Source organism: Stenotrophomonas maltophilia group sp. RY12688, from assembly GCF_052149045.1.
GTDB lineage: Bacteria > Pseudomonadota > Gammaproteobacteria > Xanthomonadales > Xanthomonadaceae > Stenotrophomonas > Stenotrophomonas sepilia.
The window spans coordinates 3,276,529-3,302,654 of record NZ_CP197389.1 but is presented as its reverse complement, the minus strand read 5'-3'; the positions used below and the strand labels follow the sequence as shown (position 1 = coordinate 3,302,654).

At 64.8% G+C, this 26,126-nt stretch carries 28 protein-coding genes, 1 tRNA gene and 1 pseudogene; 20 read left to right on the top strand and 10 right to left on the bottom strand.

Going from position 1 to position 26,126, the window contains the following annotated elements; genetic code table 11:
* Positions 1-99 precede the first annotated feature (99 nt).
* From ruvC to queC, 13 genes are all read left to right on the top strand, one after another.
* Positions 100-621 carry a crossover junction endodeoxyribonuclease RuvC gene (gene ruvC, locus ACS0OT_RS15455; protein ID WP_005418518.1) on the top strand — a complete coding sequence of 174 codons (522 nt, stop codon included), beginning with the start codon at positions 100-102 and terminating at the stop codon, positions 619-621.
* A 13-nt stretch (positions 622-634) separates the two neighbouring features.
* Entirely contained in the window at positions 635-1,228 is a 594-nt protein-coding gene (gene ruvA / locus ACS0OT_RS15450) for a Holliday junction branch migration protein RuvA (RefSeq protein WP_005418517.1), read from the top strand.
* Between the two features lie 49 nt (positions 1,229-1,277).
* Positions 1,278-3,197: a potassium transporter Kup gene (locus ACS0OT_RS15445; RefSeq protein WP_032954420.1), complete on the top strand. Its 1,920-nt coding sequence runs from the start codon at positions 1,278-1,280 to the stop codon at positions 3,195-3,197.
* Positions 3,198-3,323: 126 nt separating this feature from the next.
* On the top strand, positions 3,324-4,364 hold the full coding sequence (ruvB, locus tag ACS0OT_RS15440) for a Holliday junction branch migration DNA helicase RuvB (protein WP_005418515.1): 1,041 nt from the start codon (positions 3,324-3,326) through the stop codon (positions 4,362-4,364).
* A complete protein-coding gene (gene ybgC, locus ACS0OT_RS15435) occupies positions 4,354-4,785 on the top strand; it encodes a tol-pal system-associated acyl-CoA thioesterase (RefSeq protein ID WP_005418514.1) in 432 nt (143 codons plus the stop codon). The genes ruvB and ybgC overlap by 11 nt, the downstream gene beginning before the upstream one ends.
* A gap of 10 nt (positions 4,786-4,795) precedes the next feature.
* Positions 4,796-5,575 carry a protein TolQ gene (gene tolQ, locus ACS0OT_RS15430; RefSeq protein ID WP_005410752.1) on the top strand — a complete coding sequence of 260 codons (780 nt, stop codon included), beginning with the start codon at positions 4,796-4,798 and terminating at the stop codon, positions 5,573-5,575.
* 24 nt (positions 5,576-5,599) lie between these two features.
* Positions 5,600-6,028 (top strand): protein TolR, encoded by a 429-nt coding sequence (gene tolR, locus ACS0OT_RS15425; RefSeq protein ID WP_005410751.1) that lies wholly within the window; start codon positions 5,600-5,602, stop codon positions 6,026-6,028.
* Positions 6,018-7,073 carry a cell envelope integrity protein TolA gene (gene tolA / locus ACS0OT_RS15420; RefSeq protein ID WP_005418512.1) on the top strand — a complete coding sequence of 352 codons (1,056 nt, stop codon included), beginning with the start codon at positions 6,018-6,020 and terminating at the stop codon, positions 7,071-7,073. Before tolR ends, tolA begins: the two co-directional genes overlap by 11 nt.
* A 282-nt stretch (positions 7,074-7,355) precedes the next feature.
* Positions 7,356-8,675 (top strand): Tol-Pal system beta propeller repeat protein TolB, encoded by a 1,320-nt coding sequence (gene tolB, locus ACS0OT_RS15415; protein WP_005418511.1) that lies wholly within the window; start codon positions 7,356-7,358, stop codon positions 8,673-8,675.
* 64 nt (positions 8,676-8,739) lie between these two features.
* Entirely contained in the window at positions 8,740-9,258 is a 519-nt protein-coding gene (gene pal / locus ACS0OT_RS15410) for a peptidoglycan-associated lipoprotein Pal (protein ID WP_005418510.1), read from the top strand.
* Positions 9,259-9,261: 3 nt separating this feature from the next.
* Positions 9,262-10,080 (top strand): tol-pal system protein YbgF, encoded by an 819-nt coding sequence (ybgF, locus tag ACS0OT_RS15405; RefSeq protein ID WP_005418509.1) that lies wholly within the window; start codon positions 9,262-9,264, stop codon positions 10,078-10,080.
* A 130-nt stretch (positions 10,081-10,210) separates the two neighbouring features.
* Positions 10,211-10,912, top strand: a complete 702-nt coding sequence (gene queE / locus ACS0OT_RS15400; RefSeq protein WP_065178898.1) for a 7-carboxy-7-deazaguanine synthase QueE — start codon at positions 10,211-10,213, stop codon at positions 10,910-10,912.
* A gap of 77 nt (positions 10,913-10,989) precedes the next feature.
* Positions 10,990-11,655, top strand: coding sequence for a 7-cyano-7-deazaguanine synthase QueC (gene queC, locus ACS0OT_RS15395; protein WP_014038216.1), 666 nt, complete (start codon positions 10,990-10,992; stop codon positions 11,653-11,655).
* 91 nt (positions 11,656-11,746) lie between these two features.
* Here queC and ACS0OT_RS15390 read toward each other — a convergent pair whose 3' ends face one another.
* Positions 11,747-12,703, bottom strand: coding sequence for a DUF2268 domain-containing putative Zn-dependent protease (locus tag ACS0OT_RS15390; protein WP_139727531.1), 957 nt, complete (start codon positions 12,701-12,703; stop codon positions 11,747-11,749).
* A 178-nt stretch (positions 12,704-12,881) separates the two neighbouring features.
* On the opposite strand from ACS0OT_RS15390, the gene ACS0OT_RS15385 reads away from it, so the two are divergent.
* The 3 genes and pseudogenes from ACS0OT_RS15385 (at position 12,882) to ACS0OT_RS15375 (ending at position 14,535) form a co-directional block, all read left to right on the top strand.
* Positions 12,882-12,957 (top strand) — tRNA-Lys (locus ACS0OT_RS15385).
* Positions 12,958-13,169: 212 nt separating this feature from the next.
* Positions 13,170-14,271: pseudogene (locus ACS0OT_RS15380) on the top strand (IS3 family transposase).
* A gap of 123 nt (positions 14,272-14,394) precedes the next feature.
* Entirely contained in the window at positions 14,395-14,535 is a 141-nt protein-coding gene (locus ACS0OT_RS15375; RefSeq protein WP_139727529.1) for a DUF4431 domain-containing protein, read from the top strand.
* A 689-nt stretch (positions 14,536-15,224) separates the two neighbouring features.
* Here the strand turns inward: ACS0OT_RS15375 and ACS0OT_RS15370 are convergent.
* From ACS0OT_RS15370 to ACS0OT_RS15360, 3 genes are all read right to left on the bottom strand, one after another.
* Positions 15,225-15,860: a hypothetical protein gene (locus ACS0OT_RS15370; RefSeq protein ID WP_442255882.1), complete on the bottom strand. Its 636-nt coding sequence runs from the start codon at positions 15,858-15,860 to the stop codon at positions 15,225-15,227.
* 163 nt (positions 15,861-16,023) lie between these two features.
* Complete coding sequence (locus ACS0OT_RS15365; protein WP_065185405.1) at positions 16,024-16,620, bottom strand: hypothetical protein; 597 nt, start codon at positions 16,618-16,620, stop codon at positions 16,024-16,026.
* Complete coding sequence (locus ACS0OT_RS15360) at positions 16,617-17,102, bottom strand: hypothetical protein (protein WP_065185406.1); 486 nt, start codon at positions 17,100-17,102, stop codon at positions 16,617-16,619. Before ACS0OT_RS15360 ends, ACS0OT_RS15365 begins: the two co-directional genes overlap by 4 nt.
* A gap of 112 nt (positions 17,103-17,214) precedes the next feature.
* Between ACS0OT_RS15360 and ACS0OT_RS15355 the strand changes: the two genes are divergently transcribed.
* A complete protein-coding gene (locus ACS0OT_RS15355; protein ID WP_065185407.1) occupies positions 17,215-17,733 on the top strand; it encodes a hypothetical protein in 519 nt (172 codons plus the stop codon).
* A gap of 677 nt (positions 17,734-18,410) precedes the next feature.
* Here ACS0OT_RS15355 and ACS0OT_RS15350 read toward each other — a convergent pair.
* Positions 18,411-18,749: a hypothetical protein gene (locus ACS0OT_RS15350; RefSeq protein ID WP_188239601.1), complete on the bottom strand. Its 339-nt coding sequence runs from the start codon at positions 18,747-18,749 to the stop codon at positions 18,411-18,413.
* 173 nt (positions 18,750-18,922) lie between these two features.
* Between ACS0OT_RS15350 and ACS0OT_RS15345 the strand changes: the two genes are divergently transcribed.
* Together ACS0OT_RS15345 and ACS0OT_RS15340 are read left to right on the top strand one after the other, a co-directional pair.
* Positions 18,923-19,762: an alpha/beta hydrolase gene (locus ACS0OT_RS15345; RefSeq protein WP_164093317.1), complete on the top strand. Its 840-nt coding sequence runs from the start codon at positions 18,923-18,925 to the stop codon at positions 19,760-19,762.
* 82 nt (positions 19,763-19,844) lie between these two features.
* The gene (locus ACS0OT_RS15340) at positions 19,845-20,783 is read left to right on the top strand and encodes an alpha/beta hydrolase (protein ID WP_164093318.1); all 939 of its coding nucleotides are present in this window, start codon (positions 19,845-19,847) and stop codon (positions 20,781-20,783) included.
* Between the two features lie 76 nt (positions 20,784-20,859).
* On the opposite strand, the gene ACS0OT_RS15335 is transcribed toward ACS0OT_RS15340, so the two are convergent.
* Both ACS0OT_RS15335 and ACS0OT_RS15330 read right to left on the bottom strand, forming a co-directional pair.
* Positions 20,860-21,282: a response regulator gene (locus tag ACS0OT_RS15335; RefSeq protein ID WP_005418495.1), complete on the bottom strand. Its 423-nt coding sequence runs from the start codon at positions 21,280-21,282 to the stop codon at positions 20,860-20,862.
* Positions 21,283-21,374: 92 nt separating this feature from the next.
* Complete coding sequence (locus ACS0OT_RS15330) at positions 21,375-22,142, bottom strand: CPBP family glutamic-type intramembrane protease (RefSeq protein WP_188239602.1); 768 nt, start codon at positions 22,140-22,142, stop codon at positions 21,375-21,377.
* Between the two features lie 149 nt (positions 22,143-22,291).
* Between ACS0OT_RS15330 and ACS0OT_RS15325 the strand changes: the two genes are divergently transcribed.
* Positions 22,292-22,594, top strand: a complete 303-nt coding sequence (locus ACS0OT_RS15325; RefSeq protein WP_053499357.1) for a TFIIB-type zinc ribbon-containing protein — start codon at positions 22,292-22,294, stop codon at positions 22,592-22,594.
* 76 nt (positions 22,595-22,670) lie between these two features.
* Here ACS0OT_RS15325 and ACS0OT_RS15320 read toward each other — a convergent pair whose 3' ends face one another.
* The 3 genes from ACS0OT_RS15320 to ACS0OT_RS15310 form a co-directional block, all read right to left on the bottom strand.
* A complete protein-coding gene (locus ACS0OT_RS15320) occupies positions 22,671-23,183 on the bottom strand; it encodes a GNAT family N-acetyltransferase (RefSeq protein WP_188239603.1) in 513 nt (170 codons plus the stop codon).
* A gap of 81 nt (positions 23,184-23,264) precedes the next feature.
* The gene (locus ACS0OT_RS15315) at positions 23,265-24,290 is read right to left on the bottom strand and encodes a copper resistance protein B (protein WP_188239604.1); all 1,026 of its coding nucleotides are present in this window, start codon (positions 24,288-24,290) and stop codon (positions 23,265-23,267) included.
* Positions 24,287-26,086 carry a copper resistance system multicopper oxidase gene (locus ACS0OT_RS15310; RefSeq protein ID WP_164093320.1) on the bottom strand — a complete coding sequence of 600 codons (1,800 nt, stop codon included), beginning with the start codon at positions 26,084-26,086 and terminating at the stop codon, positions 24,287-24,289. Before ACS0OT_RS15310 ends, ACS0OT_RS15315 begins: the two co-directional genes overlap by 4 nt.
* Between the last annotated feature and the right edge of the window lie 40 nt (positions 26,087-26,126).

The window sequence follows — 26,126 nt, the reverse complement described above, 5'->3', positions numbered from 1 at the left end:
TTCGACGGCCTGGGCGCGGGCCGTTGAACGGTCACCGCGGACAGTCATGAGCCCCTACGCCTGCCAGCGCATCCCGTTCCGCCCCGCCAGGAGTGCAGCATGACCCGCATCCTCGGCATCGACCCCGGTTCGCAGCGGACCGGGGTCGGCATCATCGATGTCGATGCCGCCGGCCGCGTCACCTACGTGCACCACCAGCCATTGGTGCTGCTGGGCGCCGACGACTTCCCGCAGCGCATGAAGCTGCTGGTGCTGGGCCTGGCCGACCTGTGCCGCGAGTACCAGCCGCAGGAAGTGGCCATTGAAAAGGTGTTCATGGCCCGTAATCCCGATTCGGCGCTGAAGCTGGGCCAGGCCCGGGGCGCGGCGATCTCGGCCGTGGTGCTGCGCGACCTGCCGGTGCACGAATACGCCGCCAGCGAGATCAAGCTCGCCGTGGTTGGCCGTGGTGGCGCCGAAAAGCAACAGGTTCAACACATGGTCGGGCTCATGCTCAACCTGAAAACCAAGCTGCAGGCCGACGCGGCCGACGCGTTGGCGGTGGCGATCACCCATGCCCACGTACGGGCAACGGCCAACCGCCTGGGGCTCAGTGCCCGCCAGGCGTGGGGCCGCAAATGAGGAGCTGCACGCAATGATCGGTCGACTGCGCGGCATCGTCGCCTACAAGGCGCCGCCGTGGCTGGTGGTGGACGTGAACGGGGTGGGCTACGAACTGGAGGCGCCGATGAGCACCTTCTACGACCTGCCCGAGCTCGGCCGCGAGGTCACGCTGTACACCCACTACGCGCAGAAGGAAGACAGCGTTTCGCTGTACGGCTTCCTGCGCGAGGGGGAGCGGCGCCTGTTCCGCGACGTGCAGAAGGTCAGTGGCATTGGCGCGAAGATCGCGCTGGCGGTGCTGTCCGGCGTTTCCGTCGAGGAGTTCGCGCGCATGGTCCAGGCCGGTGACATCACCGCGCTGACCCGCATTCCCGGCATCGGCAAGAAGACTGCCGAGCGCATGGTGCTGGAACTGCGTGACCGTGCCGCCCAGTTCGGTGCCGGCGGCGCGCTGCCCACCGGCAGCGGCCCGGCCCCGGCCGACCCGCTGTCCGATGCCACCGTGGCCCTGCAGCAGCTGGGCTACAAGCCGGCCGAAGCGGCACGCATGGCCCGCGACGCCTTCAACGAAGGCGACGAAGTGGCCACCGTGATCCGCAAGGCGCTGCAGTCGGCGCTGCGCTGAGCCGCGTCCCTTTCCTTCAACGAACCGCCTGAGCGTCGCCAGGAGTCCCATGTCCAGCAGTCAAACCCCGCACGCAGCTGCCCCCGGCAGCCACGGTCACGCCCCTCCAGCAGGAGGCATGGCGCTGATCATCGGTGCGATCGGCGTGGTGTTCGGCGATATCGGTACCAGCCCGCTGTACACGCTGAAGGAGGCGTTCTCGCCACACTACGGGCTCAACAGCGACCACGACACCGTGCTGGGCGTGCTGTCGCTGGCGTTCTGGGCGCTGAACATCGTGGTCACGCTGAAGTACGTGACCATCATCATGCGCGCCGACAACGACGGCGAGGGCGGCATCATGGCGCTGATGGCGTTGACCCAGCGCACGCTGCGCAACGGCTCGCGCTCGGCCTACGTGGTCGGCATCCTCGGCATTTTCGGTGCCTCGCTGTTCTTCGGCGACGGCGTGATCACCCCGGCGATATCGGTGCTGGGTGCGGTGGAGGGCCTGGAGGTGGCCGCGCCGGGCCTGCATGCCTTCATCGTGCCGATCACGGTGGTGGTGCTGTTGATGGTGTTTGCGGCGCAGCGCTTCGGTACCGAGAAGATCGGCAAGGCCTTCGGCCCCATCACCTCGGTCTGGTTCATCTCGCTGGCGGCGATCGGCATCTACAACATCGTCGATGCGCCGGAAGTGCTCAAGGCGTTCAACCCCTGGTGGGCGATCCGCTTCTTCATGGAGCACAGCTGGCATGGGATCTTCATCCTCGGCGCAGTGGTGCTGGCGGTGACCGGTGGCGAGGCGCTTTACGCCGACATGGGCCACTTCGGCGCCAAACCGATCCGCCACGCCTGGTATTTCTTCGTGCTGCCGTGCCTGGTGCTGAACTACCTGGGGCAGGGCGCACTGGTGCTCAACCACCCCGAGGCGCTGAAAAACCCGTTCTTCGAGGCGGTGCCGCCGTGGGCGCTGTACCCGATGATCATCCTGGCCACCATGGCGGCGGTGATTGCCTCGCAGTCGGTCATCACCGGTGCGTTCTCGGTCTCGCGCCAGGCGATGCAGCTGGGCTACATCCCGCGCATGCGCATCAAGCACACCTCGCACGACACCATCGGCCAGATCTACATCCCAGGCATCAACTGGGGCATCGCGGTAATGGTGATCGGCCTGGTGCTGGCCTTCCGCAGCTCGTCCAACCTGGCAGTGGCCTACGGCATCTCGGTGTCGGCCACCATGCTGATCGACACCCTGCTGCTGGCCCTGGTGGCCCGGTCGCTGTGGCCGAAGGCGCGCAAGTGGATCCTGCCGCTGTGCGTGGTGTTCTTCATCATCGACCTCGGCTTCGTCATCGCCAATGGTGCCAAGCTGCTTCAGGGCGCCTGGTTCCCGGTGGTACTGGGCATCTTCCTGTTCACCATGATGCGGACCTGGCGCCGTGGCCGCGAGCTGCTGCGCGATGAGATCCGCAAGGACGGCATCCGCCTCGATACCTTCCTGCCTGGGCTGATGCTGGCACCGCCGGTGCGCGTGCCGGGCACTGCAGTGTTCCTCACCGCCGACCCGACCGTGGCCCCGCATGCGCTGATGCACAACCTCAAGCACAACAAGGTGCTGCACGAGCGCAACGTGTTCCTGCACGTGGAGACCCTGCCGATCCCGTATGCGATGGAAGGGCAGCGGCTGAAGATCGAATCGGTGGGCGACGAGTTCTACCGCGTCTACGTGCGCTTCGGCTTCATGGAGACCCCGGACGTGCCACTGGCGCTGATGCGCTCGTGCGACCACGGTGGCATCTACTTCGACCCGATGGACACCACCTTCTTCGCCAGCCGCGAAACCATCGTGGCCACCGCCAACCGCGGCATGCCGATCTGGCGCGACAAGCTGTTCGCGCTGATGCACCGGAACGCCGCGCCGGCCACGGGCTTCTTCCGCATTCCCGGCAACCGCCTGGTCGAACTCGGGGCCCAGGTCGAGATCTGAGGTCTGGTAGTGCCGGCCGCTGGCCGGCATCCGCCGCACCACCGGTGTTCATGGGGTTGCCGGCCAGCGGCCGGCACTACCGTGCTTCCGGCCCCGGAATGCAACCATTTACCGCATAATCACGGTATGACCGACGACCGCATCATCGGCGCCGGCGCCACCCGCGAGGATGACGCCGCCGACGCCAGCATCCGCCCCAAGCGCCTGGCCGACTATCTCGGCCAGGCCCCGGTGCGCGAGCAGATGGAGATCTACATCGAAGCGGCCAAGGGGCGTGGCGACGCGCTCGACCACGTGCTGATCTTCGGGCCGCCCGGCCTGGGCAAGACCACGCTCAGCCACGTCATCGCCAACGAACTGGGCGTGGCCCTGCGGGTGACCTCCGGCCCGGTGATCGAGAAGGCCGGCGACCTCGCCGCACTGCTGACCAACCTGCAGCCGCACGACGTGCTGTTCGTGGACGAGATCCACCGCCTGTCGCCGGTGGTCGAGGAAGTGCTGTACCCGGCGATGGAAGACTTCCAGATCGACATCATGATCGGTGAGGGCCCCGCGGCCCGTTCGATCAAGATCGACCTGCCGCCGTTCACCCTGATCGGTGCCACCACCCGCGCCGGCCTGCTGACCGCGCCGCTGCGCGACCGCTTCGGCATCGTCCAGCGCCTGGAGTTCTACAGCGTCGAAGAGCTGACCCGGATCGTGCGCCGCTCGGCCACCATCCTCGGCATCGACTGCACCGCCGATGGCGCCGGCGAGATCGCGCGCCGCGCGCGCGGCACCCCGCGTATCGCCAACCGCCTGCTGCGCCGCGTGCGCGATTATGCGCAGGTGAAGGCGGGCGGCCACATCGACGAGGCCGTGGCACAGGCCGCGATGAAAATGCTCAAGGTTGATCCGGAGGGCTTCGACGAGCTCGACCGGCGCCTGCTCAAGACCCTGGTCGACTACTTCGACGGCGGCCCGGTCGGCATCGAATCGCTGGCCGCGGCGCTGTCCGAAGAGCGCGGCACGCTGGAAGACGTGGTCGAGCCGTACCTGATCCAGCAGGGCTTCCTGGTGCGCACCGCGCGCGGCCGCATGGCCACCCACAAGGCCTACCGGCACATGGGCCTGAAGCCGAAGAACCCGCCGCAGGACCTGTTCGCGGAGGTTCCCGATGTCGGTTGAGCCACTATTCAGTTGGCCGACACGCATTTACTGGGAAGATACCGACGCAGGCGGCGTGGTCTACCACGCCCGCTACGTCGCCTTCATGGAACGGGCACGGACCGAATGGATGCGTGCGCTCGGCTACGGCCAGGAGCGCATGCGCGCCGAGCACGGGATGGTCTTCGCAGTGCGTTCGATGCAGATGGATTTCATCAGGCCGGCACGGCTGGATGACACCCTGCAGGTGAGCGCCCGCTTGGTCCAGCTGAAGAAGGCCAGCATGGTCTTCGACCAGCAGATCCTGCGCGACGGCGAGCTGCTGCTGTCGGCCCAGGTCCGCATCGCCGCACTGGAAGCGGCCAGTTTCCGCCCGCGTGGCATGGACGAGGCCGTCCTTGCCATGCTGCAACCCCACCTCCACCCCGAATCCGAACACTGAGGAACAACGGATGATCGCAACGCTCCTGGCCCTGCAGGCCACGGTCACCGAGGCACTGCCGGCCGACGTCAGCAACGCCGCGACACAGACCCTTGCCCAGGCCACCACCGGCGGCGGCATCAACTACCTCGAGCTGATGGCCAAGGCCAGCCTGCCGGTGAAGATCATCGTGCTGCTGCTGCTGGTCGGCTCGTTCGTCAGCTGGGTGATCATTTTCCGCAAGGCCCGCGTGTTCAAGCAGGCCACCCGCGAAGCCGACGAGTTCGAGAACCGCTTCTGGTCCGGCGCCGACCTGGGCAAGCTGTACAGCGCCGCCACCGACCGCAGCCGCAGCGTGACCGGCCTGGAAGCCATCTTCGAAGCCGGTTTCCGCGAGTACACCCGCCTGCGCGACAAGCGCCGCCTGGATGGCCGTGCGCAGCTGGAAGGCGCGCAGCGTGCCATGCGCACCACCTACACCCGCGAAGTGGACCAGCTTGAGCGCAACCTGGAACTGCTGGCCAACATCGGTTCGACTGCCCCGTACGTGGGCCTGGTCGGTACCGTGTTCGGCATCATGGTGACCATGCACGACATGATCAGCAGCGGTGCGCAGGCCGGTATCGCCGCCGTCGCGCCAGGTATCTCCGAAGCCCTGTTCGCCACCGCCATCGGCCTGTTCGTGGCGATCCCGGCGGTGTGGGCCTACAACCGCTTCACCACCCGCGTGGAGCGCATGTCGGTGCGGTTCGAGACCTTCGCCGAAGAGTTCAGCTCCATCCTGCAGCGCCAGAGCGCTGGCGACGAGTAAGCGCCTGACCCGGGAGTCCAAGCCATGTCCGCTGCCATCGGTCGCCGCAAGCGCCGCAAGCTGAAATCGGAAATCAACGTCGTTCCCTACATCGACGTCATGCTGGTGCTGCTGATCATCTTCATGGTCACCGCGCCGCTGCTCACCCTGAGCTTCGACGTCGACCTGCCGCAATCCAACGCCAAGGCGCTGGAAAGCAAGCAGGACCCGGTGATCGTCTCGGTGCGCCAGGACGGCCAGCTCAGCCTGAAGCTGCCCGATGCCAAGGAACCGACCGCCGTGTCGGCCGAGGAACTGGAAGGCCGCCTGGCAGGCATCGCCGCCCAGGACAAGGGCGTGCGCGTGATCGTCGCCGCCGACCGCGCCGTGGCCTATGAAAAGGTCATCGCCGCGATGGATGTGATCAAGCGCGCCAAGGTAGACAAGGTAGGCCTGGCCACCGATGCACGCTGACGCCCTGCCACCTCCACAGCAGCGCGAACCCGGCTGGGGCCTGCCCCTGGCGCTGGCGTTGCTGGTGCACCTGCTGGTCGCGCTGGTCTTCATCGTGGCCTGGTTCTGGTCGCCCGAGCGCAACACCGACGCCGCCGCCGGTGATCCGTCGGTGGAGGCCAGCCTGGCCCTGTCCGCGTCCGAGGCGTCCGCCGCCCGCCAGGCCCTGCGCCAGTCCGAAAAGCTGGAGGACCTGCCGCCGCCGGTGGCCGAGCCGATCCCGGTGCCGGAAGACACCGTTCCGCCGCCGCAGCCGATTCCCGAGCCGCGCCCACAGGACGCCCCCACGCCGCAGCAGCAACAGGCGCAGGAGCGCGTCGCGCAGCCGGATACCAAGGACCAGGAAGCAGTGAGCGCGCTGGCCATCTCGCAGGAGAAGGCGAAACAGGAACAGGAAGCCAAGCGCCGCCAGGAACAGATCGACCTGACCGAACGCAAGCGCCAGGAAGAAGCGGAACAGAAGCTGCGCCTGGCCAAGCAGCAGGAAGAAGACGCGAAGAAGAAGCTGGCCGATCAGGCGCGCCAGGCCGCGGACAAGGCCGAGGCCGAGAAGCAGAAGAAGATCGCCGAGATCCGTGCCCGCCGTGAACAGGCCGAAAAGGAAGCCAAGCTGGCCGAGCAGAAGCTGCGCCAGGTCGCCGCCGCGCGCAATGCCGCGGGCAGTGCCGCCGCCGGAGCCAGCGGTGCGTCCCAGCCGGCCGCCGGTGGCGGTGGCAACAGCGATGATCTTTCGGCCAAGTACGCCGCGGCGATCCAGGCCAAGGTGCTGTCGCAGTGGGTGCGCCCGGATACGGTGCCGCTGGGCCAGCGCTGCCAGATCACCATCACCCAGATTCCGGGTGGCACGGTGATGCAGGCCAAGGTCAGCCCGAACTGCCCCTACGACGAGGCCGGCAAGCGTTCGATCGAGGCCGCCGTGCTCAACGCGCAGCCCCTGCCGTACCGTGGCTTCGAGTCCGTGTTCGCACGCACGCTCAACTTCACCTTTACCGCCCAGGATCGCTGAGGCGGGCAGGGCAGGGGGGCTCGGGCCACTCCTGCCCACGGTTGTCGCGCTTGCCTCTGGTGTGCTCGGTTTCGACCGGGCAGGCTGTGGGCTGCTGTCGAACGCCGTCCTCCGGGGCGGCGTGACCAGGGCAGACGGTGCGATGTTAGCCACGACGTTAACGGTGCGTGAGAAGACGGGCTGGAACTGACCCGGAATTCACGTACCCTTGGTTCATGATTGCGAAGCGGTTCACTCCCGCTTTGTTATCCCTCGTTCCGGTTTCCCCTTATTGAGCGCTCCATGAAAAAGATGCCTCGCTGGCTTGCCGTGTTTGCGGCCCTGTTGCTGCCCTTTGCTGCCGTCGCGCAGCAGAAGGGGCTGGATATCGACATCATCGGCGGCAATGCCTCCGCGCTGCCGATCACCATCGTGCCGATGCCCTATCAGGGTTCGTCGGCCGCTCCGCAGACCGACGTCGCCGGCGTGGTCCGTGCCGACCTGGAGCGTTCGGGCCAGTTCCGCACGCTGCCGGAAGCGCAGATCGTCGAGAAGCCCGTGCGGGGAGGGGATATCCAGTTCGCGACCTGGCGCGCGCTGAAGCAGAACTACATCGTGGTCGGCCGCGTGCTTGATGCCGGTGCCGGTGCCTACCGCGTCGAGTACGAACTGTTCGACGTGCCCAAGGGCGAGCGCCTGCTGGGCCTGGCGATGACCGCCCGTGGCAATGCCATGCGCGACGTTGCCCACCAGATGGCCGACGCCATCTACGAAAAGATCACCGGCGTGCGCGGCGCCTTCTGGACCCGCATCGCCTACGTGACCGCCAGTGGCAAGGGCGACGCCATGCGCTACGCGCTGATGGTGGCCGATTCCGATGGCTTCAACCCGCAGACCATCGTGCGCTCGGCCGAGCCGCTGCTGTCGCCGTCGTGGAGTCCGGATGGCAGCAAGCTGGCCTACGTCAGCTTCGAGCGTGGCAATTCGGCCATCTACATCCAGAACATCGGTACCGGTGCGCGCGAGCTGGTCACCAGCTTCCGCGGCATCAACAGCGCCCCGGCGTTCTCGCCGGACGGCCGCAAGCTGGCCCTGACCCTGTCGCGCTCCGGTAACCCGGAAATCTACGTGATGGACCTGGGCAGCAAGCAGCTGACCCAGCTGACCAACCACTTCGCCATTGATACCGAGCCGACCTGGGCACCGGACGGCAGCGCGGTGTACTTCACCTCCGATCGCGGCGGCCGTCCGCAGGTCTACAAGGTCGGTGCCGGCGGCGGCAGCGCCGAGCGCGTGACCTTCCAGGGCAACTACAATGCCAAGCCGTCGGTGTCCTACGATGGCAAGAAGATCGCCGTCGCCCAGGGCTCGGGCAACAGCTACAAGATCGCGATGATGGACAGCTCGCTGGGCTCGCCGCGCTGGAGCACGCTGTCCCCGGGTTCGCTGGATGAATCGCCGAGCTTTGCGCCCAACGCAAGCATGGTGCTGTACGCCGCCCGCGAAGGTGGCCGTGGTGTGTTGTATGCCGTTTCGGCCGATGCGCGGGTTCGCCAGCGCCTGGTCCTGGCTGACGGTGATGTGCGCGAACCGGCATGGTCCCCATACCGTACCCAGCGCTAAAAGAGTGTTAATATTTTCGTTGTCTTGAACCCCTCATCGGCTTAGGAGCCACAAAGGTATCGCCATGAACAAGTCCACCCGCGTTCTGCTTGTTTCCCTGCTGTCTGTGGCCGTCCTGGCCGGTTGCTCGAAGAAGGTGAAGGAAGAGCCGGCAGCCCCGGTCGACACCGGCACCTCGACCACCACCCCGACCGGTCCGTCGACCTCCGGCCTGTACGGCCCGGGCGACCTGGACACCGACGCCTGCCTGCGCCAGCGCGTTGTCTACTTCGACCTGGACAAGGAAGACGTGAAGCCGGAATTCCAGGCCATCATGGCGTGCCACGCCAAGTACCTGCGTGACCGTCCGTCCTCGCGCATCACCCTGCAGGGCCACACCGACGAGCGCGGTTCGCGCGCGTACAACCAGGCCCTGGGCGAGCGTCGTGGCAACGGCGTCAGCTCGGCCCTGCAGGCCAACGGTGGTTCGGCTTCGCAGCTGACCGTCGTGTCCTACGGTGAAGAGCGTCCGGTCTGCACCGAGTCGAACGAGTCGTGCTGGTCGCAGAACCGTCGCGTCGAAATCGTCTACACCGCGCAGTAATCCATGCGCATTGGCATCAAACTGATGCTGGTCGTTGCGGCAGCCCTCGTGGCTGCCGCACCGGCGCACGCACAGCGACAGAGCCTGGCTGACCGTGTCGGCGCGCTCGAGCAGCAGATGTACAACAACAGTGCCAACCAGGACCTGTTGAACCAGATCAATCAGCTGCGGCAGCAGGTCACCAGCCTGCAGGCCTCGATCGAGCAGTTGCAGCATGACAACGCCCAGCTCAAGCAGTCCGCCCAGGACCAGTACCTGGATCTGGACAGCCGCCTGAACCGGTTGGAAGGGGGCAACGCCGCCCCGGCCCTGCCGCCCGTTCCGGCGAGCGCGCCGAAGGCCGCACCTGCCCCGGCAAAACCCGCAGCGGCGGCCACTTCCGAGCGGCCGCCTTCCGTCCATGGTGATGCTGGCAGCCTTGCCGCCACCGGCGACGAGCGCACCTCCTACAACGTTGCCTTCGATGCGTTGAAGGCCGGCAGGTACGACGATTCGGCGCAGCTGTTCCTGAGCTTCCTGGAGTTGTACCCGAACGGCGTCTACGCGCCGAACGCGCTGTACTGGCTGGGCGAGAGCTACTACGCCACCCGCAATTTCCCGATGGCCGAGGCCCAGTTCCGAGAGCTGCTCTCGCGCTATCCGACCCACGACAAGGCCGCGGGCGGCCTGCTCAAGATCGGCCTGTCGCAGTACGGCGAGGGAAAGGTCGACCAGGCCCAGCAGACGCTGGAGACCGTCGTGGCGCAGTACCCCGGCTCGGACGCCGCGCGCACCGCGCAGGACCGTCTGCAGTCCATCCGCCTGGGCAAGCAGATCCGCTGACCGGGCGTACAATACGCACCGTGGCGCTGGGCTGATGCCCGGCAGCCTCCTGTAGAGCCGAGCCCATGCTCGGCTGCTTTCGTTTCCGGCGCCGTGAATCGGCTGCCCGTCCCATGAAGAACTTTCCGCCATGACCGCCGTTACCCCGTCCAACGCCGTCGCCACCCCCAGCGACATCGTGCAGTCGCCGCTGCCGCGCCTGAAGATCACCGAGATCTTCACCTCGCTGCAGGGCGAAGCCGATACCGCCGGCTGGCCGACCGTGTTCGTGCGCCTGACCGGCTGCCCGCTGCGCTGCCAGTACTGCGACACCGCCTATGCCTTCCACGGCGGCACCTGGTGGGACATCGACGACATCGTGGCCGAGGTGCTGGCCCAGGGCGTCCGCCACGTCTGCGTGACCGGCGGCGAGCCGCTGGCGCAGAAGCGCTGCCTGGTGCTGCTGCAGAAGCTGTGCGATGCGGGCATGGATGTCTCGCTGGAAACCTCCGGCGCGCTGGATGTCAGTGCAGTGGACCCGCGCGTGTCGCGCGTGGTCGACATCAAGACGCCGGGCTCGGCCGAAGCCGTCCGCAATCGCCTGGAAAACCTGCCGCTGCTGACCGTCCGCGACCAGATCAAGTTCGTCATCTGCAACCGCGAGGACTACGACTGGGCCAAGGCCATGGTCGCCGAGCACGGCCTGGTGAAGCGTTGCACCGTGTTCTTCTCGCCGAGCAAGGGCGAGATCAGCGCGCGGCAGTTGGCCGACTGGATCGTCGAAGACCGGCTGCCGGTGCGCTTCCAGATGCAGTTGCATAAAATCCTGTGGAACGACGAGCCGGGCCGATGAGCCGGCGCAGCGTTCCCTGATGTAGCTCCGGCGCGGGACAGCGTGCTGGCTTTCCCCTCCCAACCGGAAGATTTTCCATGAAGAAGGCAGTCGTTCTTCTCTCCGGCGGCATGGATTCAGCCGCCGTCATCGCCATGGCCCAGGAACAGGGCTTTGCCGTGCATGCCCTGAGCGTGCGCTACGGCCAGCGCCATACCTCCGAACTGGATGCCGCCGCCCGCGTGGCCAAGGCCCAGGGCGTGGTCGCGCACAAGACCGTGGACGTGGACCTGCGCAGCATCGGTGGCTCGGCGCTGACCGATGACATCGACGTACCGGAGGCGGGCGGTGCCGGCATTCCGGTCACCTACGTGCCGGCGCGCAATACCATCATGCTGTCGCTGGCCCTGGGCTGGGCCGAAGTGCTCGGCGCCAACGACATCTTCTGCGGCGTCAACGCCGTCGACTACTCCGGCTACCCGGACTGCCGCCCCGAGTTCGTGGCCGCGTTCCAGGCGCTGGCCAACCTCGCCACCAAGTCGGGTGTGGAGGGCGCGGGCATCAAGGTGCACGCGCCGCTGCAGTTCCTCAGCAAGGGCCAGATCGTCAGCGAAGGCGTGCGCCTGGGCGTGGACTTCGGCCTGACGGTGTCCTGCTACAACGCCGACGCCAACGGCGCCGCCTGCGGTCATTGCGATGCCTGCCGCCTGCGCGCGCAGGGCTTTGCCGAGGCCGGCGTCGCCGACCCGACGCTGTACGCCTGACCGCTTCCGGTAGAGCCGGCCGCTGGCCGGCTTCACCGGTGGGGCAATCACTCCCTCGGTGGGTGCCAAGCGCTTGTCCGCACTCCCTGATCTACCGGGGCTGCAACCATCCCGATGCCTCGATGAAGGCCCGCACCGCAGCCGGATCGGCATAGTCCAACTCGATCATCCGCGCGACAGCAGTCCTCTCGTCGGTCTGCCGGCGCATGTACTCCTGCGCAATGCGGTAGCCGGCGTAGTAGCCCAGGTCACTCACCCCGAACGGATTGCGCGCGCTGTTGTACAGCCAATTGTCCAGGTTGTCCCCGTGCATCTCCGTGCGGAAGCGCGCGCGGATTTCCGCTTCGTGCGCTGGCCCATAGGTGTACAGCGGCAACGCCGGGCGGCGCCCGCTGATGCGCTCTGCCACGTATTCGGCCACGCCTTCGCGTACCGCGTACTGGGCCAGGCTGCCGGTGGTCTCGCGCTGCTGGGTGTGCACGTATTCGTGCAGGTTGTTCTGCGCGTTGTTCGCACCCGGCCGGCTGTCGTAGAAGATCCGCAGGCGGTCGCGCATCTTCGCCGGCAGCTCGCTCACGTCCACGCGCTCATCGCCCAGCGCCATCTCCGCGCCGATCAGTACCTTGTCATCCAGCGTGGTGCCACCGGTGCGCAGCACGCCCACCGCATAGGTGATGGTGGCCGGGCGCAGGGCAGGGTAGAGCGCACGGAAGGCGACAAGATCGCGCTCCAGCGTGGCACTGGCCTGCTGCGCGTTGGCGGTGAGCGGTCGTACTGAGGTCCAGAAGCGCGGCCAGGCCTGCATGGCCTCGGCGTATTCGCGGGCGGTGTAGTTGCGCACCTGCATCAGCGCATGCAGGCCGGGGCTGCCCGGATCGATGTAGCGTTGCTGGACCAGCGCCACCCGGCGTTCGGCATCAGGCTCGGCGCGCACCGCATCATAGGTGGCCCAGAAGCGGGCGATGTCGTCAGTGACGACCTGGGATGGGGTCGCCAGTGCCGTACAGGGCAGCAGCAGGGCGGCAACGAGGCAGAGGGGCAGGCGCATCCGTGGCTCCGGGCAGGACTCACAGCTTGGATGCGCGTGAGGCCCGGAAGGTTTAAGCGGGTTCGCCAGATCGGGTAGTGCCGGCCGCTGGCCGGCAACCTCGACACGCTGGGGTTTCACCCGGCCCGCCAAAGTAGGGTAGAATGCCCACCCCGCCGAAAGGCTGGGGCAGTGCAATGGGCCGTTAGCTCAGTCGGTAGAGCAGAAGACTTTTAATCTTTTGGTCGAAGGTTCGAATCCTTCACGGCCCACCAATTGCATCAACGACTTAGGCGCCCTTTTGGGCGCCTTTTTCTTTTGCTCCTGAAAACCCTACCGAACACTTCGGGAGAGATGCAGGTTTCACGACAGGCAAGCGATGATCGTATCTATCGCGCATGGCGGCGCTCTTGTGCCCCCGACGTCCCTCAGGTTTTGAGTAGCACGGCGATTTGGAGTTCAATCCCCGACAAGCCGGAGATTGGACATGAAGAAGCGCTTTTCCGAAGAACAGATCATCGGCTTCCCACGCGAGGCAGAGGCCGGCATGGCGGTGAAGGACCTGTGCCGTCGACATGGCTTCAGCGAGGCCTCGTACCAACTGTGGCGCAGCAAGTTCGGTGGCATGAGCGTGCCCGACGCCAAGCGGTTGAAGGACCTGGAAGCCGAGAACGTCCGGCTGAAGAAGTTGCTGGCCGAGCAGCTGTTCGAGAACGATCTGATCAAGGACGCGCTGCGAAAAAAGTAGCGGACCCGCCGGTGCGGCGTGCGCTGGTGCGGCGGTGGGTGCAGCGCGGGGCAAGCGAGCGCCGTGCCCTGGCGATCATCGGGATGAGTGCCAGCGCGCTGCGCTATGTCCGGCGCGAGGATCGCAACGTTGAATTGAGCGAGCGCATCCTGGCCTTGGCGTATCGGCACAAGCGCTACGGCGTCGGAATGATCTACCTGAAGCTGCCGCAGGAAGGACGCATCGTGAACTACAAGCGCATGGAATGGCTGTATCAGGCGCAGCAGCTGCAGGTCAGGCGGCGCAAGCGCAAAAAGGTGGCGGTCGGCGAGCGGCAGCCACTGCTGCGCCCGGCCCGGCCCAACCATGTGTGGTCGATGAACTTCGTGTTCGACCGTACGGCCGAAGGCCGGGTCATCAAGTGCTTGGTGATCGTCGATGACGCCACATACCAAGTCGTGGCAATCGAGGTGGAACGTGCGATTTCCGGGCACGGCGTCTCGCGTGTGCTGGACCAGCTGGCCTCGCTGCGCGGCTTGCCGCAGGTGATCGGTACCGACAACGGCAAGGAATTCTGCGGCAGGTGATAGTGAGCTGGGCCCACGCACGTGGCGTGAAGCTTCGCCTGATCCAGCCCTGCAAGCCGAACCAGAACGCCTATGTGAAATCGTTCAACGGTCGCCTGCACGACGAATGCCTCAACGAGCACTGGTTCCCAACGCTGCTACACGCCCGCACCGAGATCGAGCGATGGCGTCGAGAATACAACGAGGAACGCCCCAAGGACGCCATCGGCGGCATGATACCGGCCGCCTACGCCAAACATCTGGCCAACATCGATATCATCAACCCCGGACTCTAAACCCGACCACTACTCACGGCGGGGGGGCGTCGCCCGGCGATCAAATTATTCACGCCAATTTCGGTACAGGCCCAGGACGAATACCCGCCTTACGCCGGAGGCGTCTTACTCATCCAACTGAACTTGAGCGGCGATCTGATGCGCGAGTACCAACTTCTTAAAGGTAAGCGCGTCAGTATGACTGGAACGCTTTACCATTCGCATACTGGGCGGCACCAGACGCCTGTATTGATCACTGCCACTGGTATTGCTGAGTCGGAATAAGGGCTGGTGGACCGGGCGCGTTCACTCAAGCAATTAAAAATCGATCTCAGATTTCCGGCTGAGCATGCTGGCTTTGCATCCTCAGCCGGACGTTTCGTTGGAGCGACTAACCGCCTGCCTCCAGCCCTAATGCGCTGACTGCGCCCCAGGGCATCGCGGAGACTCCCTTGCAGCTTCCGTCTTTCAGGCTTGCCTTAGCGACAATGACGTATCCATTGTCTCCGAAGAAGATAGCGGCACCGCTATCTCCAAATCCGCACGCCAGTGACGATCCTTCGATGCGTATCCAAGCGTCCGCGCATGGAAGGTTTCCGGTTGGACCGCATGCGAGCTCGGGGCTGTGCTTGATGCTCACGACAGTTCCGCAGGTGTATTGGCTGGTGACGCCTCTGAAGCACATGCTCTGGCCTTGAGTAGCGTTGGTCCACATGTACATGATGCGGCGCCTACTGTAATCCGAAGTTGAGGTGGAATACACCTCCCGGAGCGGTGTGTGTGACCCCACCGTATGCCACTGAACGTCGTGGCTCGCATCATTGATCTGGTCCACGAACGTCAGCGGCACGGTGTACTTCCCTGCGCCGGTTGCGTAGTTTCCATAGATCAGATTGTCGGGGCAATGCGCCGCAGTGGTGATACCCCTTCGTCCAGTGGCCTTATGAATAACCGGAAATCCTGAGGTGCAGTAGCTATTGTTGGATTGGAGGGGGGGCGCCGCCAACAACATACTCCGCGTTGACTGACTTCGGCATGTTGGGGCGGACTTCAATCTTGAGACCGGTGACTCTTTCAAGCTTCTTGATTGTATCCTTCAACTCTTCTGCTTGGCGGCTGTCGCCGTTTATGTCAATCAGCACCCGTTCTTCGCCTGGGAACCCAGTCGTCCCCGTGATGCCTGGTATGGCGCTGTGAAGAAGAGGTCTGTGCTTAGCAAGGAGCGCGTAAAACTCGTCCTGGGTGTACTTGTGACCAACCTCGAACACCACGCGGGTCGTCCCGCTCTCGGTGTTGATCGTTCGATCCGCGACTGGATCTGGCCCCTTGAGCTGCACCAGGATGTGTTGATCTGGCGCGTCTTTGATCGACAGTTCCGTTAGACGATCTGCGAACTCGATACGCAACGCTTCAATATCCGACATCACCTCACCTTGAACCGCTAGGCGCGTGATTGCTTCGTCTATCGAGACCGTAGGGTGTTCACTCATGTAGCTGTGAATTTGAATCTGCATCTCCTTGCCTTCCTGCGTGTCAGCGTCAGGCACCTGTGCCAAAGAACAGGTGGATACAAGAAGTGCTGCGGAGCATCCTAGAACCTTCCGTTTCATGCGACATCTCCAGAGTCTGTAACAAATCATCGAGGCGTTGACATGCCTCGATGCGCGAGCCTGGCACTGTCTCCCCTCGGGCACTGAGACGTAACTCACAAGCTTCATTGGAATGATTGTGCACCCTGATGTCTGTACTGTGGGGGTGTTCGTATACGCGTCTTTAGATGTGCTGAAGCACTTCATAGATTAGGCGATCGGTCCCTTGCCTAAGAATTTCGTACACACCCAGCCGCTCCTGCTGCTCGCGAAACAAGTCAATCATTCGCTCCACTTCATTCCGGCTGTATGAGTTGTACTTCCTCATAGTGTCCAGCTGCATGAAGTCGTCGGCGTGCAGGTTGTCGATAGTGGCGACTTCGATGACGGCATCCTTGCCGCCGAAGATTATATCCACGGTCTTTCTTGCCATTGGCTGGCTACCAATGTGGATTTGATAGTTGCGAAGCATCCGCATGAAATGAAGAAGTGGACTTGCGCTGCTCGTAATCCTATAGGCGTGTCCTGCGTTCTTCATTGCTTCTTCTATGCCCACGAATTCGGTCAGCGCGGCCCGCACATGCATTGCTACGTGGAGGGCGGCTGGCACCCCGTCGCGAATTGGGATATCTGAGCCGCCCGAAACAAAGAGCATATAAAGGGCGGATGTCGCCCTCTCGTAGAGCTGAGGCACTTGTTGCAGTGCGCTTGGCGGTGGTCGCCAAAATATGTCGCCCTCAGTAATGTCCGGATAGTCGTTGAAATCCAATTGAGCCTTCATGCGTCCATTGCCTTGACGATTTGCATGGTGATATCGACCACTCCCGGTTCGTTCAATAGCGAGCGGCGAACGTGAAGCGTGTGAGCGTTTGTGTGCGAGTTGTAGCGGCTAACCCTTTTCACTACGTCCAATGGAATAAGGGCGGCGTATTCAACTTTCAAAGAGCTGTTGTAGACCACGGCTGCGAGGTGGTCGAATGGATCAGACGCCAAGTTCCGCAACGCGCTCAACTGTGTGCTGCGGTTGGTTGCGGTTAGTCGCCTGCCTTTGATCTGATACCGCGTCCCGTCCTGGCCAACTGCATCAAAACCGGCCTGGGAGCCCACGGCCAATTTTGCGTTGAGGGCACGCGCCACCAATGTTTCCGTGTAGTCCGCCACGGGATTGTTTGATGAGCGCACGACGCCTCTTTGTCGAAGCGCTTCCATGACCAGACAGTGGAGGTCCAGCAGCTGCCTATCCGTAAATTCATCCGTATCCATCGCGCACTCCGTGTCCACCACGCCCGCCCTGTTGGGATTGTCATCATATCCGCCTGAGCGTGGCTTCCACCCATTGACCCGCTAGACTGGGCTACTAACGAAAGGGGGTTCTATGGCTGGTATCGTGGGGGTGCTCGTTCTGCTGCTTGTGCTCGCAGTTTTGTTCAACATTGCGTCATCCAGAGAGAAAGTGATCCGTGAGCTGGGTGAGCAGTCGGCCCAGCAGGGCAGGGACATTGCAGCGCTGCGTCAGGTGATGGACGCGGTTGCGGATCGCGTGCTATTGAGCCGAGAGCAGCGACGGGTGAAGTGGTTTGATGAACTGCCGCCATTCGTCCTGGATGACTTCAAAGCCCTCAGCGCCGGTTCCGAGCGCGAGTTGATCATGGCTTGTGGTGGCGGTGACGACGCCGAGGTCATGGGTTTGCACTATCGGCACGAGCGGCTTGAGTTTTGCACCGATGGCGAAAAGGACGCGGTTGCCTACGGCGTTGCTCGCCCTTGGGCAACGATCGAGGATCGTCCGGTGAAGATCTATCTCAATCAGTACGCGCTCACATCAAAAATTGTCGGCTTGGATCAGGACGGTTTCGTCAAGCTCGCCCCCTATAAGGCACGGTTGCCCGAGTGAGAGGATTTGCTTCCGCATCGCCTTGAAAGGGCTCTTCCATGCAGCGGGCAGTAGCCGCGCCAGTCAACACCGATTTTGGGTTGCAACAGGCCCTGCATTGCAGGGCTTTTTGCTTTCTTACGCGGCCTGTTCAAACGTGTGTTCGTAGTAGGGGCGCTGCGTACCGTCCATCGCCATTTGCAGTTCATCCATATGTTTAGGGTCGGGAGTTGAGCCAGGTGTCCAACCATTCGCTCTTGAGGTTGATGACGCTGCGATCGTGGCCCACCTCAGCCACTTCCGGCATTGGGTCATCGGTCACGGCGGGGGGCGTCGGGACGTCGCCAAGATTCTGGAATGGCAGGAGAGGGTCCGGGGCAACCGGCTGGCCAAGGCCGACCAGGATCCGTCATTCGGGGGGATGGGGTAGGCTTTGTTGAGGCAACTGGAGGGGGAGGAAATCCGTTCCGCAAAATTCCTGCGCCCGTTGTGGCTCAAGGCTTACAAGCGCCCGCTTTAAAGATTGAAGTGGAACGAGTGGCGGCGTAACCCATTGAAAGTAATGAAATTACCCAGTTACTCTTAATCTTTTGGTCGAAGGTTCGAATCCTTCGCGGCCCACCATTGCATCCCATGACCCAGGTCATTCAGAAAGGCATCGCAATGCGGTGCCTTCTTTGTTGCCTGGTCCAGGGCCTCTACTTCGTCCGCATTCCCTTGGCTTTCGCGGCCGCCGCGTCGGCAGCTTCTTGTGCAGCCGTCGCTGCCGCATTCGCGGAACGCACGGCTTCCGCTTGAGCCGCGTCAAAGTCAGCCCGGCGCTGCGCGCTGATCCGGCGTTCCAGTTCTGAATATGCGACGTAGCTCTCCGGATGCTTCGCGACGCAGGCCTGCTGCAGCAGCGGGATCGCGTGGTCGGACAATCCCGGTTGGAGGTGGGCGAACAGGCAGTCCGCATATGCTGCGGATGCTGGCGGAGTGCTGCTGGCCTGAGGTGATGCGGCGGCAAGGGCGGTGGCGGTCAATACACTCAACATGGGAACCTCCTTGTGGATATGAGCGTGGCGGTGACCAGTCCGTGAGCCATGGTGCGCGTTGCATGACCATCACCGACTCCATGGTGCTCCAGTTCCGGTCGATCGGCAAAGTGCCGCGAACGACAGTGTCTCCGGCGGTCTATGCTCAGCGCTTTCCCAATATGGACCGCCCCATGCGTCTGATCGTGCTGTCGCTGTTGTTGTCCGCTGTCTCCGCCGCGCCGCTGATGGCTGCAGAAACCGCGCCGCCCGCTGCCGCCTCGCCTTTGGTCATCGGCGAGACCTTCACCATCGAGTCGAAGGCGCTGGGCGAAACCCGCCGCATCAATGTCTACCGCCCGCAGCCCTGGGGCCTGGACCCGAAGGCGCCGCTGCCGGTGATCTACATGCCCGACGGCGGCATCGGTGAGGATTTCCTGCACGTGGCAGGGCTGGTGCAGGTGCTGAGCGGCAACGGCAGCATGCGCCCGTTCCTGCTGGTCGGCATCGAGAACACCGAGCGCCGTCGTGACATGACCGGCCCGAGCAGCGATCCGCAGGACCAGAAGATCGCGCCGCGCATTGGTGGATCGGCGGCCTATCGCAGCTTCCTGCGCGATGAACTGATGCCGCAGGTGCGCCAGCGCTACCCGACTACCGACGAGCGCGCGTTGATCGGCGAGTCGCTGGCTGGCCTGTTCGTGGTCGAGACGCTGCTGCAGGAGCCGACGCTGTTCAACAGCTACATCGCGCTGGACCCCAGCCTGTGGTGGAACCGTGGCGCAATGCTGGCCGGCGCAGCCAAACAGCTGCCGGCGGTGACGCGTGCGCAGCCGCGCGTATTCCTGGCCAGCAGTGGGCAGCCGGAGCTGGCCGCATCCACTGCACGACTGGCCGAGTTGCTGCAGCAGGCTTCGCCGTCGCCGCTGGTGAAGTACCTGCCGTTGCCGGAAGAAACCCACGCTACGATCTATCATCCGGCCGCATTGCAGGCGCTGCGCACACTGTTCCCGGCGCCGCCGGCCTCGCCCTGACCGCACTGGCACCGGGCTGCACGCCATGCAAGGATGCGGCAGCGGTGCCATGCGGTGCGCCGCCCGCAACGGGAGCGTGTGGATGCAGCGTGTGCGTGGATGGAGTGTGGCGGCCTGCCTGGCCGTGAGTGGCTGTGCGATGTCGGTGGCGCCACCGGCAACGCAGAATGAAGCGAAGGAAAGCGCGGCCACCGCTGCGCCGGGCGTGGTGCTGCCGGATACCGAAGCGCTGCGCGTGCACGATCCGGTGGGCCGCGATTACCCGATCTGGGTAGCGCTGCCGGCTGACTACGCTGCGCATCCGGAGAAACGCTACCCGGTGCTGTATGTGACCGACGCGCTGTACAGCTTCCCGCTGGTGCGCAGCGTGCGCAACATGGTGGGGCAGAAGGGCGTCAACATCGAGGATTTCATCCTGGTCGGGCTGCCGCCGCAGGAAGGCCTGACGTCCAAGCAGAGCCGCTCGCGCGATTACACGCCCAGCGATCCGATGCGCACCGATCCGCGTGACTACAGCGACGACGTCAGCTACGGCGGCGCGGCACATTACCGCGATTTCCTCGCCGAGCGCGTACTGCCGATGATCGATGCACGCTACCGCACCGATCCGTCGCGGCGCGCCTATGCCGGTCATTCCTATGGCGGCCTGTTTGGCGCCTACGTGCTGACCACGCGCCCGGACATGTTCCACAGCTACATCCTGTCAAGCCCGTCGCTGTGGTTCGACAACCATCGGGTGCCGCGCATGCAGGCCGAGGCCAAGGCGCCCACGCAGCCGACCACGGTGGTGCTGTCGATCGGCAGCTTCGAAACGGTGAAGCCGGAGCCGCGCTATTTCACCCGCAACGACATGCTGCGCCACAACGCCGAGTTCGCCGAGCAGCTGCGCGCCAGCGGGCATTCGTTGAAGGTGGAGAACATGGTGATCGACGACGAGGACCACTTCACCGTGTATCCGGACATGATCACCCGCGCGCTGCTGAAGGTGTTCCCGGGTACCGGACCGTACAGCAGCGGTTGAAGGTGGGCGCCATCCACGCATGGCGTCGATCTACTGCAAGAACCCGGTAGATCCACGCCATGTGTGGATCAACGCCTCACGCTGCCTGCGCATCCGGCCCGATCAATACGCCCACATCGGCGTGCCGGAAGCACAGGCGGATGGCGTCGAGCAGCTCGCTCATGTTGTAGGGCTTGGGCAGGAAATGAATGCCGTCGCGCAGCTGCGGCAGCACCTGGTGCTGGTCCATGCCCGACGTCACCAGGATCGGCAGCTGGGGATACAGGCCGCGGACCCGGTTGGCAGCTTCAATGCCGCTGATCGGGCCCAGGTTGACGTCGGTGAACAGCAGGTCGAAACGCTCACCTGCGGCCAGCAGGCCCAATGCTGCTTCGGCAGAGCTCACGCCCACCACGTGGCAGGCCTGGCTTTCCAGCGCAAGACGGCTCAGCTCGCGGGTTTCCTCTGCGTCCTCGATCAGCAGGACGCGGGGTTCAACGTGGCGCTTGGACAGCAACATGGCGCTACAGCTCCGGAAAGCAGCAATGAAAAGGCGCGCAATTATGCGCAAGCCGGGGGTGATCCCGGCGTGCACGGCAGGCTAAGTGAGCGTTACAGCAGGCGCGGGCGTCGCTGGCGTACCCGCCAGGCCAGCACCGCCACCGCCAGCAGCGCGGCGCCGATACGCAGGCTGGTGGCCTGCCAGCCCAGCGCGACGGCGTCGTCGAGGTTGAACACGTTCCACGCCATGTTCATCGATACATGCAGCACCAGGCCGCACCACAGGGTGTCGCCGTCCAGATGGTCAAGCCAAGCGAAGATGAAGCCGCCCAGTGCGATGACCGCGCCGACGAACAGGGCAGTGCCGCCGCCGTCGAAGCCGCCGAAGCCCAGCCAGTGCACCCAACCGAACAGCAGCGCCTGCGGCAGCGCAAGCAGGGACCATGGGCCACGCATGAGCTTCACCAGCAGCACGAAGCCGAGGCCACGGAACAGCACTTCTTCGGCCAGTGGGAACAGCACGGCGAGCATCGTCGCATCGAGTGCGGTCAGTGCGGTGTTGGCCGTGCCCAGCACCGCCAGGCCCAGCCAGCAGGGCAGGCTGGCCAGCAGCACCCAAAACGGGCCGCGCCAGCCGTTCCCGTGCAGCCCCAGGCTGGCCATCAGGCCCACCCCATGCGGGCGCAGCAGTGCGGCCAGGAGCAGCGCCAGCAGGACGGCCAGTGCGTTGTCCAGCAGGCTGCCGCCGTAGGGCATAGGCAAGGCGGGAATCGGCGCGCCTGCGGCCGCAGCGACATCGCGCAGATTCAGGCCAACGCCGACGCCGAGCAGCACCAGCAGCAGGCGCGCGGCGTTGGGCAGGCGGGACAGGACGGTCATGCACGCACTCCCTGCGGAACCAGCGTGGAGTGTGGAAGGCGGCCGGGACGCTGGCACGCGCCGGAAGTCTGTGTGCCATCGGTCATGTGTTGCTGCACAGTCATCGGTGGGCAGGTAGAGTCGTTGCCAGACCTTCAGGAGCCATGCCCATGCTGTGCCCCGTGTGCAAGACCCAGACCCTGCAGATGGCCGAGCGCCATGGCATCGAGATCGATTACTGCCCCGGCTGCCGTGGCGTGTGGCTGGACCGTGGCGAGCTGGACAAGATCATCGAACGCGCCGGCGCTGCGCTGCCGCCGCCGGCACCTGTGCAGGCGCAGCCGGCGACCACGCCGCCGCCGGTGATGCATCGTGATACCCGCCACTTGGGCCAGCGCTACGAGGACAACCGGGGCCACGGATACAAGAAAAAGAAAAAGGACAGCTTCCTGTCTGAGTTGTTCGATTTCTAGTTGTAGCGTCGAGCCATGCTCGACTGGATGTTGCCGCCTATAGTCGAGCAAGCTCGACTCTACATGGAGCGCGTGATCACGTCCGCCGCAGGATGAACTCGCGGTCGCGCGTATCCCCGACGATGAAGTCGTACTCGCCGACCTTGCTGCAGCCATAGCGCGCGTAGAAGCGCTGCGCGCCGAAGTTCTCCTCCCAGACGCCCACCCACAGGGTGCGGCGGTGCGGTTGGTCCAGCCAGGCCATGAACGCGTCCATCAGGCGTGCACCATGGCCGCCGTTCTGGTGTGCGGCCAGGATGTAGAACCGCTTCAGTTCGATGTCGCCTTCGCGGGCCTCGGCATGCGGCAGGGTGTTGGCACCAGCAGCCAGGTAGCCGACCACGTTGTTGCCGTCCACCAGCAGCCAGATCGCGCCGCGCGGGTCGGACAGTTCGGCGCGCTGCGGTTCGCTGCTGTAGCGCGCCTGCAGGAAATCCTGCAGCTCCTGCGCCGGGTACGAGTCGCCCCAGGTTTCGTTGTAGGTTGCAATCGCGATGGCCGACAGGGCGTCGATATCGGCAAGGGTGGCGCGGCGGATCTGCAGCGACATGGCGGAGCCTGCATTGGAACGTGGCGCAGTGTAGCCGGCCCCGGCGGCTGCCGGGGCTGGCCAATGCTCACGAACCGCTGCTCAGAACCACATGCGCACGCCCGCCACCCAGCGAGTGTCGCGTGCGTGGTCGCCAGCATGATCGGCGGTGTCGCCAAACGTGCGCTCGTGGCTGATGCCGATGTACGGCGCGAAACGACGGCTGAACTCATAACGCAGGCGCAGCCCGGCTTCAACCTTGTTCAGTCCGCGACCGATGCCGTACTCCGGCTCATCCTTGGCTGCGACGGTGGCTTCCAGCAGCGGCTGCAGGATCAGGCGGTTGGTCAGCAGCACGTCGTACTCGACCTCGGCCTTGGCCAGCACCTGACCACCGGAACCCATGTACAGCGTCGCCGAGCTTTCGAACTTGTACGGCGCCAGGCCCTGGATGCCGATGGCCGCCCAGGTGCGCGAGTCGGCCGGCCGGAAGTCCTGGCGCACGCCGATCAGCACGTCCCACCACGGCGATACGCTGCGACCATACAGTGCTTCCAGTGACGACGATTCCGTGCTGCCGCGGCTGCGTTCGCCATCGGTGCGCAACCACAGGCGGTTGATGTTGCCACCGATCCAGCCGGTGGCCTCCCAGGCCTGGCCGGTGCTGTTCTTGCCGTCCCAGTGTTCGAGGCGATCGATCAGCAGCAGGCTGTTGATCTGTGGTGCATGCTCCATCGCACCATGCGCGATCGGAGGGAAGGCGGCAGCGCGGTCGGCATCGGTGGGAACCGGGATCGGCTCGCGCGGTTCGATCGGTGCGGGCGTGCCGTGACCCATGGCGGCGTGATCCATCGTGGAATGGTCCATCGCCGCTGGCTGCATCGCGCCATGGTCCATCTTCGAGTGGTCCATCGTGGAGTGGTCCATGCCGGCCTGACCCGCCGCACCCATGTTCATCTTCGAATGATCCACCTTCGAGTGATCGACCGGTTCGGCCGGGGTCTTCGCGGTCTTCGGCGGCGGGTCCATCGTGCCCATGTCATGCCCGGCATGCGACTGCGCGAACACCGGCAATGCGGTGGCCAGGCCCAGGGCCAGCAGGCTGGGGGAAAGCAGTGAGCGGCTCATTCTTCGATCCTCACTTCGCGCATCATGCCCGCTTCCATGTGGTACAGCAGATGGCAGTGGTAGGCCCAGCGACCGAGCGCATCGGCACGCACGCGGTAACTGCGGCGGGTGCCGGGTGGCATGTCGATGGTGTGCTTGCGCAGCTGGAATTCGCCCTGCGCGTTCTCCAGATCACTCCACACGCCGTGCAGGTGGATCGGGTGCTGCATCATGGTGTCGTTGACCAATACGATGCGCATGCGCTCGCCGTAGTTCAGTCGCAGCGGCTCGGCGCTGGCGAACGGAATGCCATCGAATGACCAGGAGAACTTCTCCATGTGGCCGGTCAGGTGCAGCTCGATCTCGCGGCTCGGCTCGCGGCCATCGGGGTCCTCGAACAGGCTGCGCATCGCGCCGTAGGTGAGTACCTGGCGACCGTTGTCGCGCAGGCCGATGCCGGGATCGTCCAGCTTCGGTTCGGTGGCCGAGCTCTGCATGTCCACCAGCGGGTTGTTGCGCTCACTGGCCGGGTGCTTCGGTGCCCTGCTGGCGGTATCGCCGTCGTGGCCCATGCTGGCGCCGCAGCCGCCTTCCATGCCCTTCATCGCGGCCATGTCATGGCCACCATGGCCACCACTACCCATGTCGTGCCCCATGTCGCTCATCGTCAGCAACGGGCGTGGGTCGGGCGCGGGAATCGGTGCCTGCAGGCCATGGCGGACTGCCAGCGTTCCGGCGGCAAAGCCGGTACGGCCCATGTCCTGGCAGAAGATGGTGAACGCGTCCTGCCCGGTCGGTTCCACCAGCACGTCGTAGGTTTCGGCCGGCGCGATGCGGAACTCGTCGATGCTGACCGGATGGATGTACTGGCCGTCGGCGGCGACCACGGTCATTTTCAGGCCGGGAATGCGCACGTCGAAGTAGGTCATCGAGGCGCCGTTGATGAAGCGCAGCAGCACTTTCTCGCCACTGCGGAACAGCCCGGTCCAGTTGCCGGCCGGCGCGGTGCCATTCATCAGGTAGGTGTAGGTGTGCGCATTGATGTCGGAGATGTCGGTGGGCGTCATCCGCATCCGCCCCCACATGCCACGGTCGGACAACGCGGCCGACCAACCGTCGCGCTTCACGTCACGCAGGAAGTCGGGCAGGGTGCGCTTGTAGTAGTTGTCATGCTCGGCGAGCTTCTTCATGCGCCGGAACAGCGCGCCGGGGGCCATGTCGGTCCAGTCGGACAGCAGGATCACGTGCTCGCGGTCGTGGTGGTAGGGCGCCGGCTCGGCCGGGTCGATGATCAGCGCTCCGTACAGGCCGGCCTGCTCCTGGAACATCGAGTGGCTGTGGTACCAGTAGGTACCCGACTGCTTCAGTTCGAAGTGGTAGTGGTAGGTCTCACCGGGGCCGATGCCATTGAAGCTCAGTCCCGGCACACCGTCCATGTTCGCAGGCAGCAGGATGCCGTGCCAATGGATCGAGGTCGGGTGGCGTTCCAGGGTGTTGCGCACGAACAGGTCCACGGTCTGGCCTTCGCGCCAGCGCAGGATCGGTGCCGGCAGCGATCCATTGACGGTGATCGCCGGACGGGTGCGGCCAGTGAAGTTGGCCAGCGATTCGCCGATGGCCAGTTCGATGCGGGTGTCGCTGAGCACGGCGGGGGCGCCGGCCAGGCGTGGGGCGGCAGTGGCGGCGGCGAGCGCGCGCTGCGGCACGCCGACAGCGGCGATGCCGGCAACCACGCCACCGGCGGCCAGGCCCTGCACGAACAGGCGGCGCGACGGCATGGGCACAGGGCCCGGACCGCGGGGGATACGGGTATTCATGGTGGTGACTCCAGACACGTAAAGACGCCGGCAGGCGGCC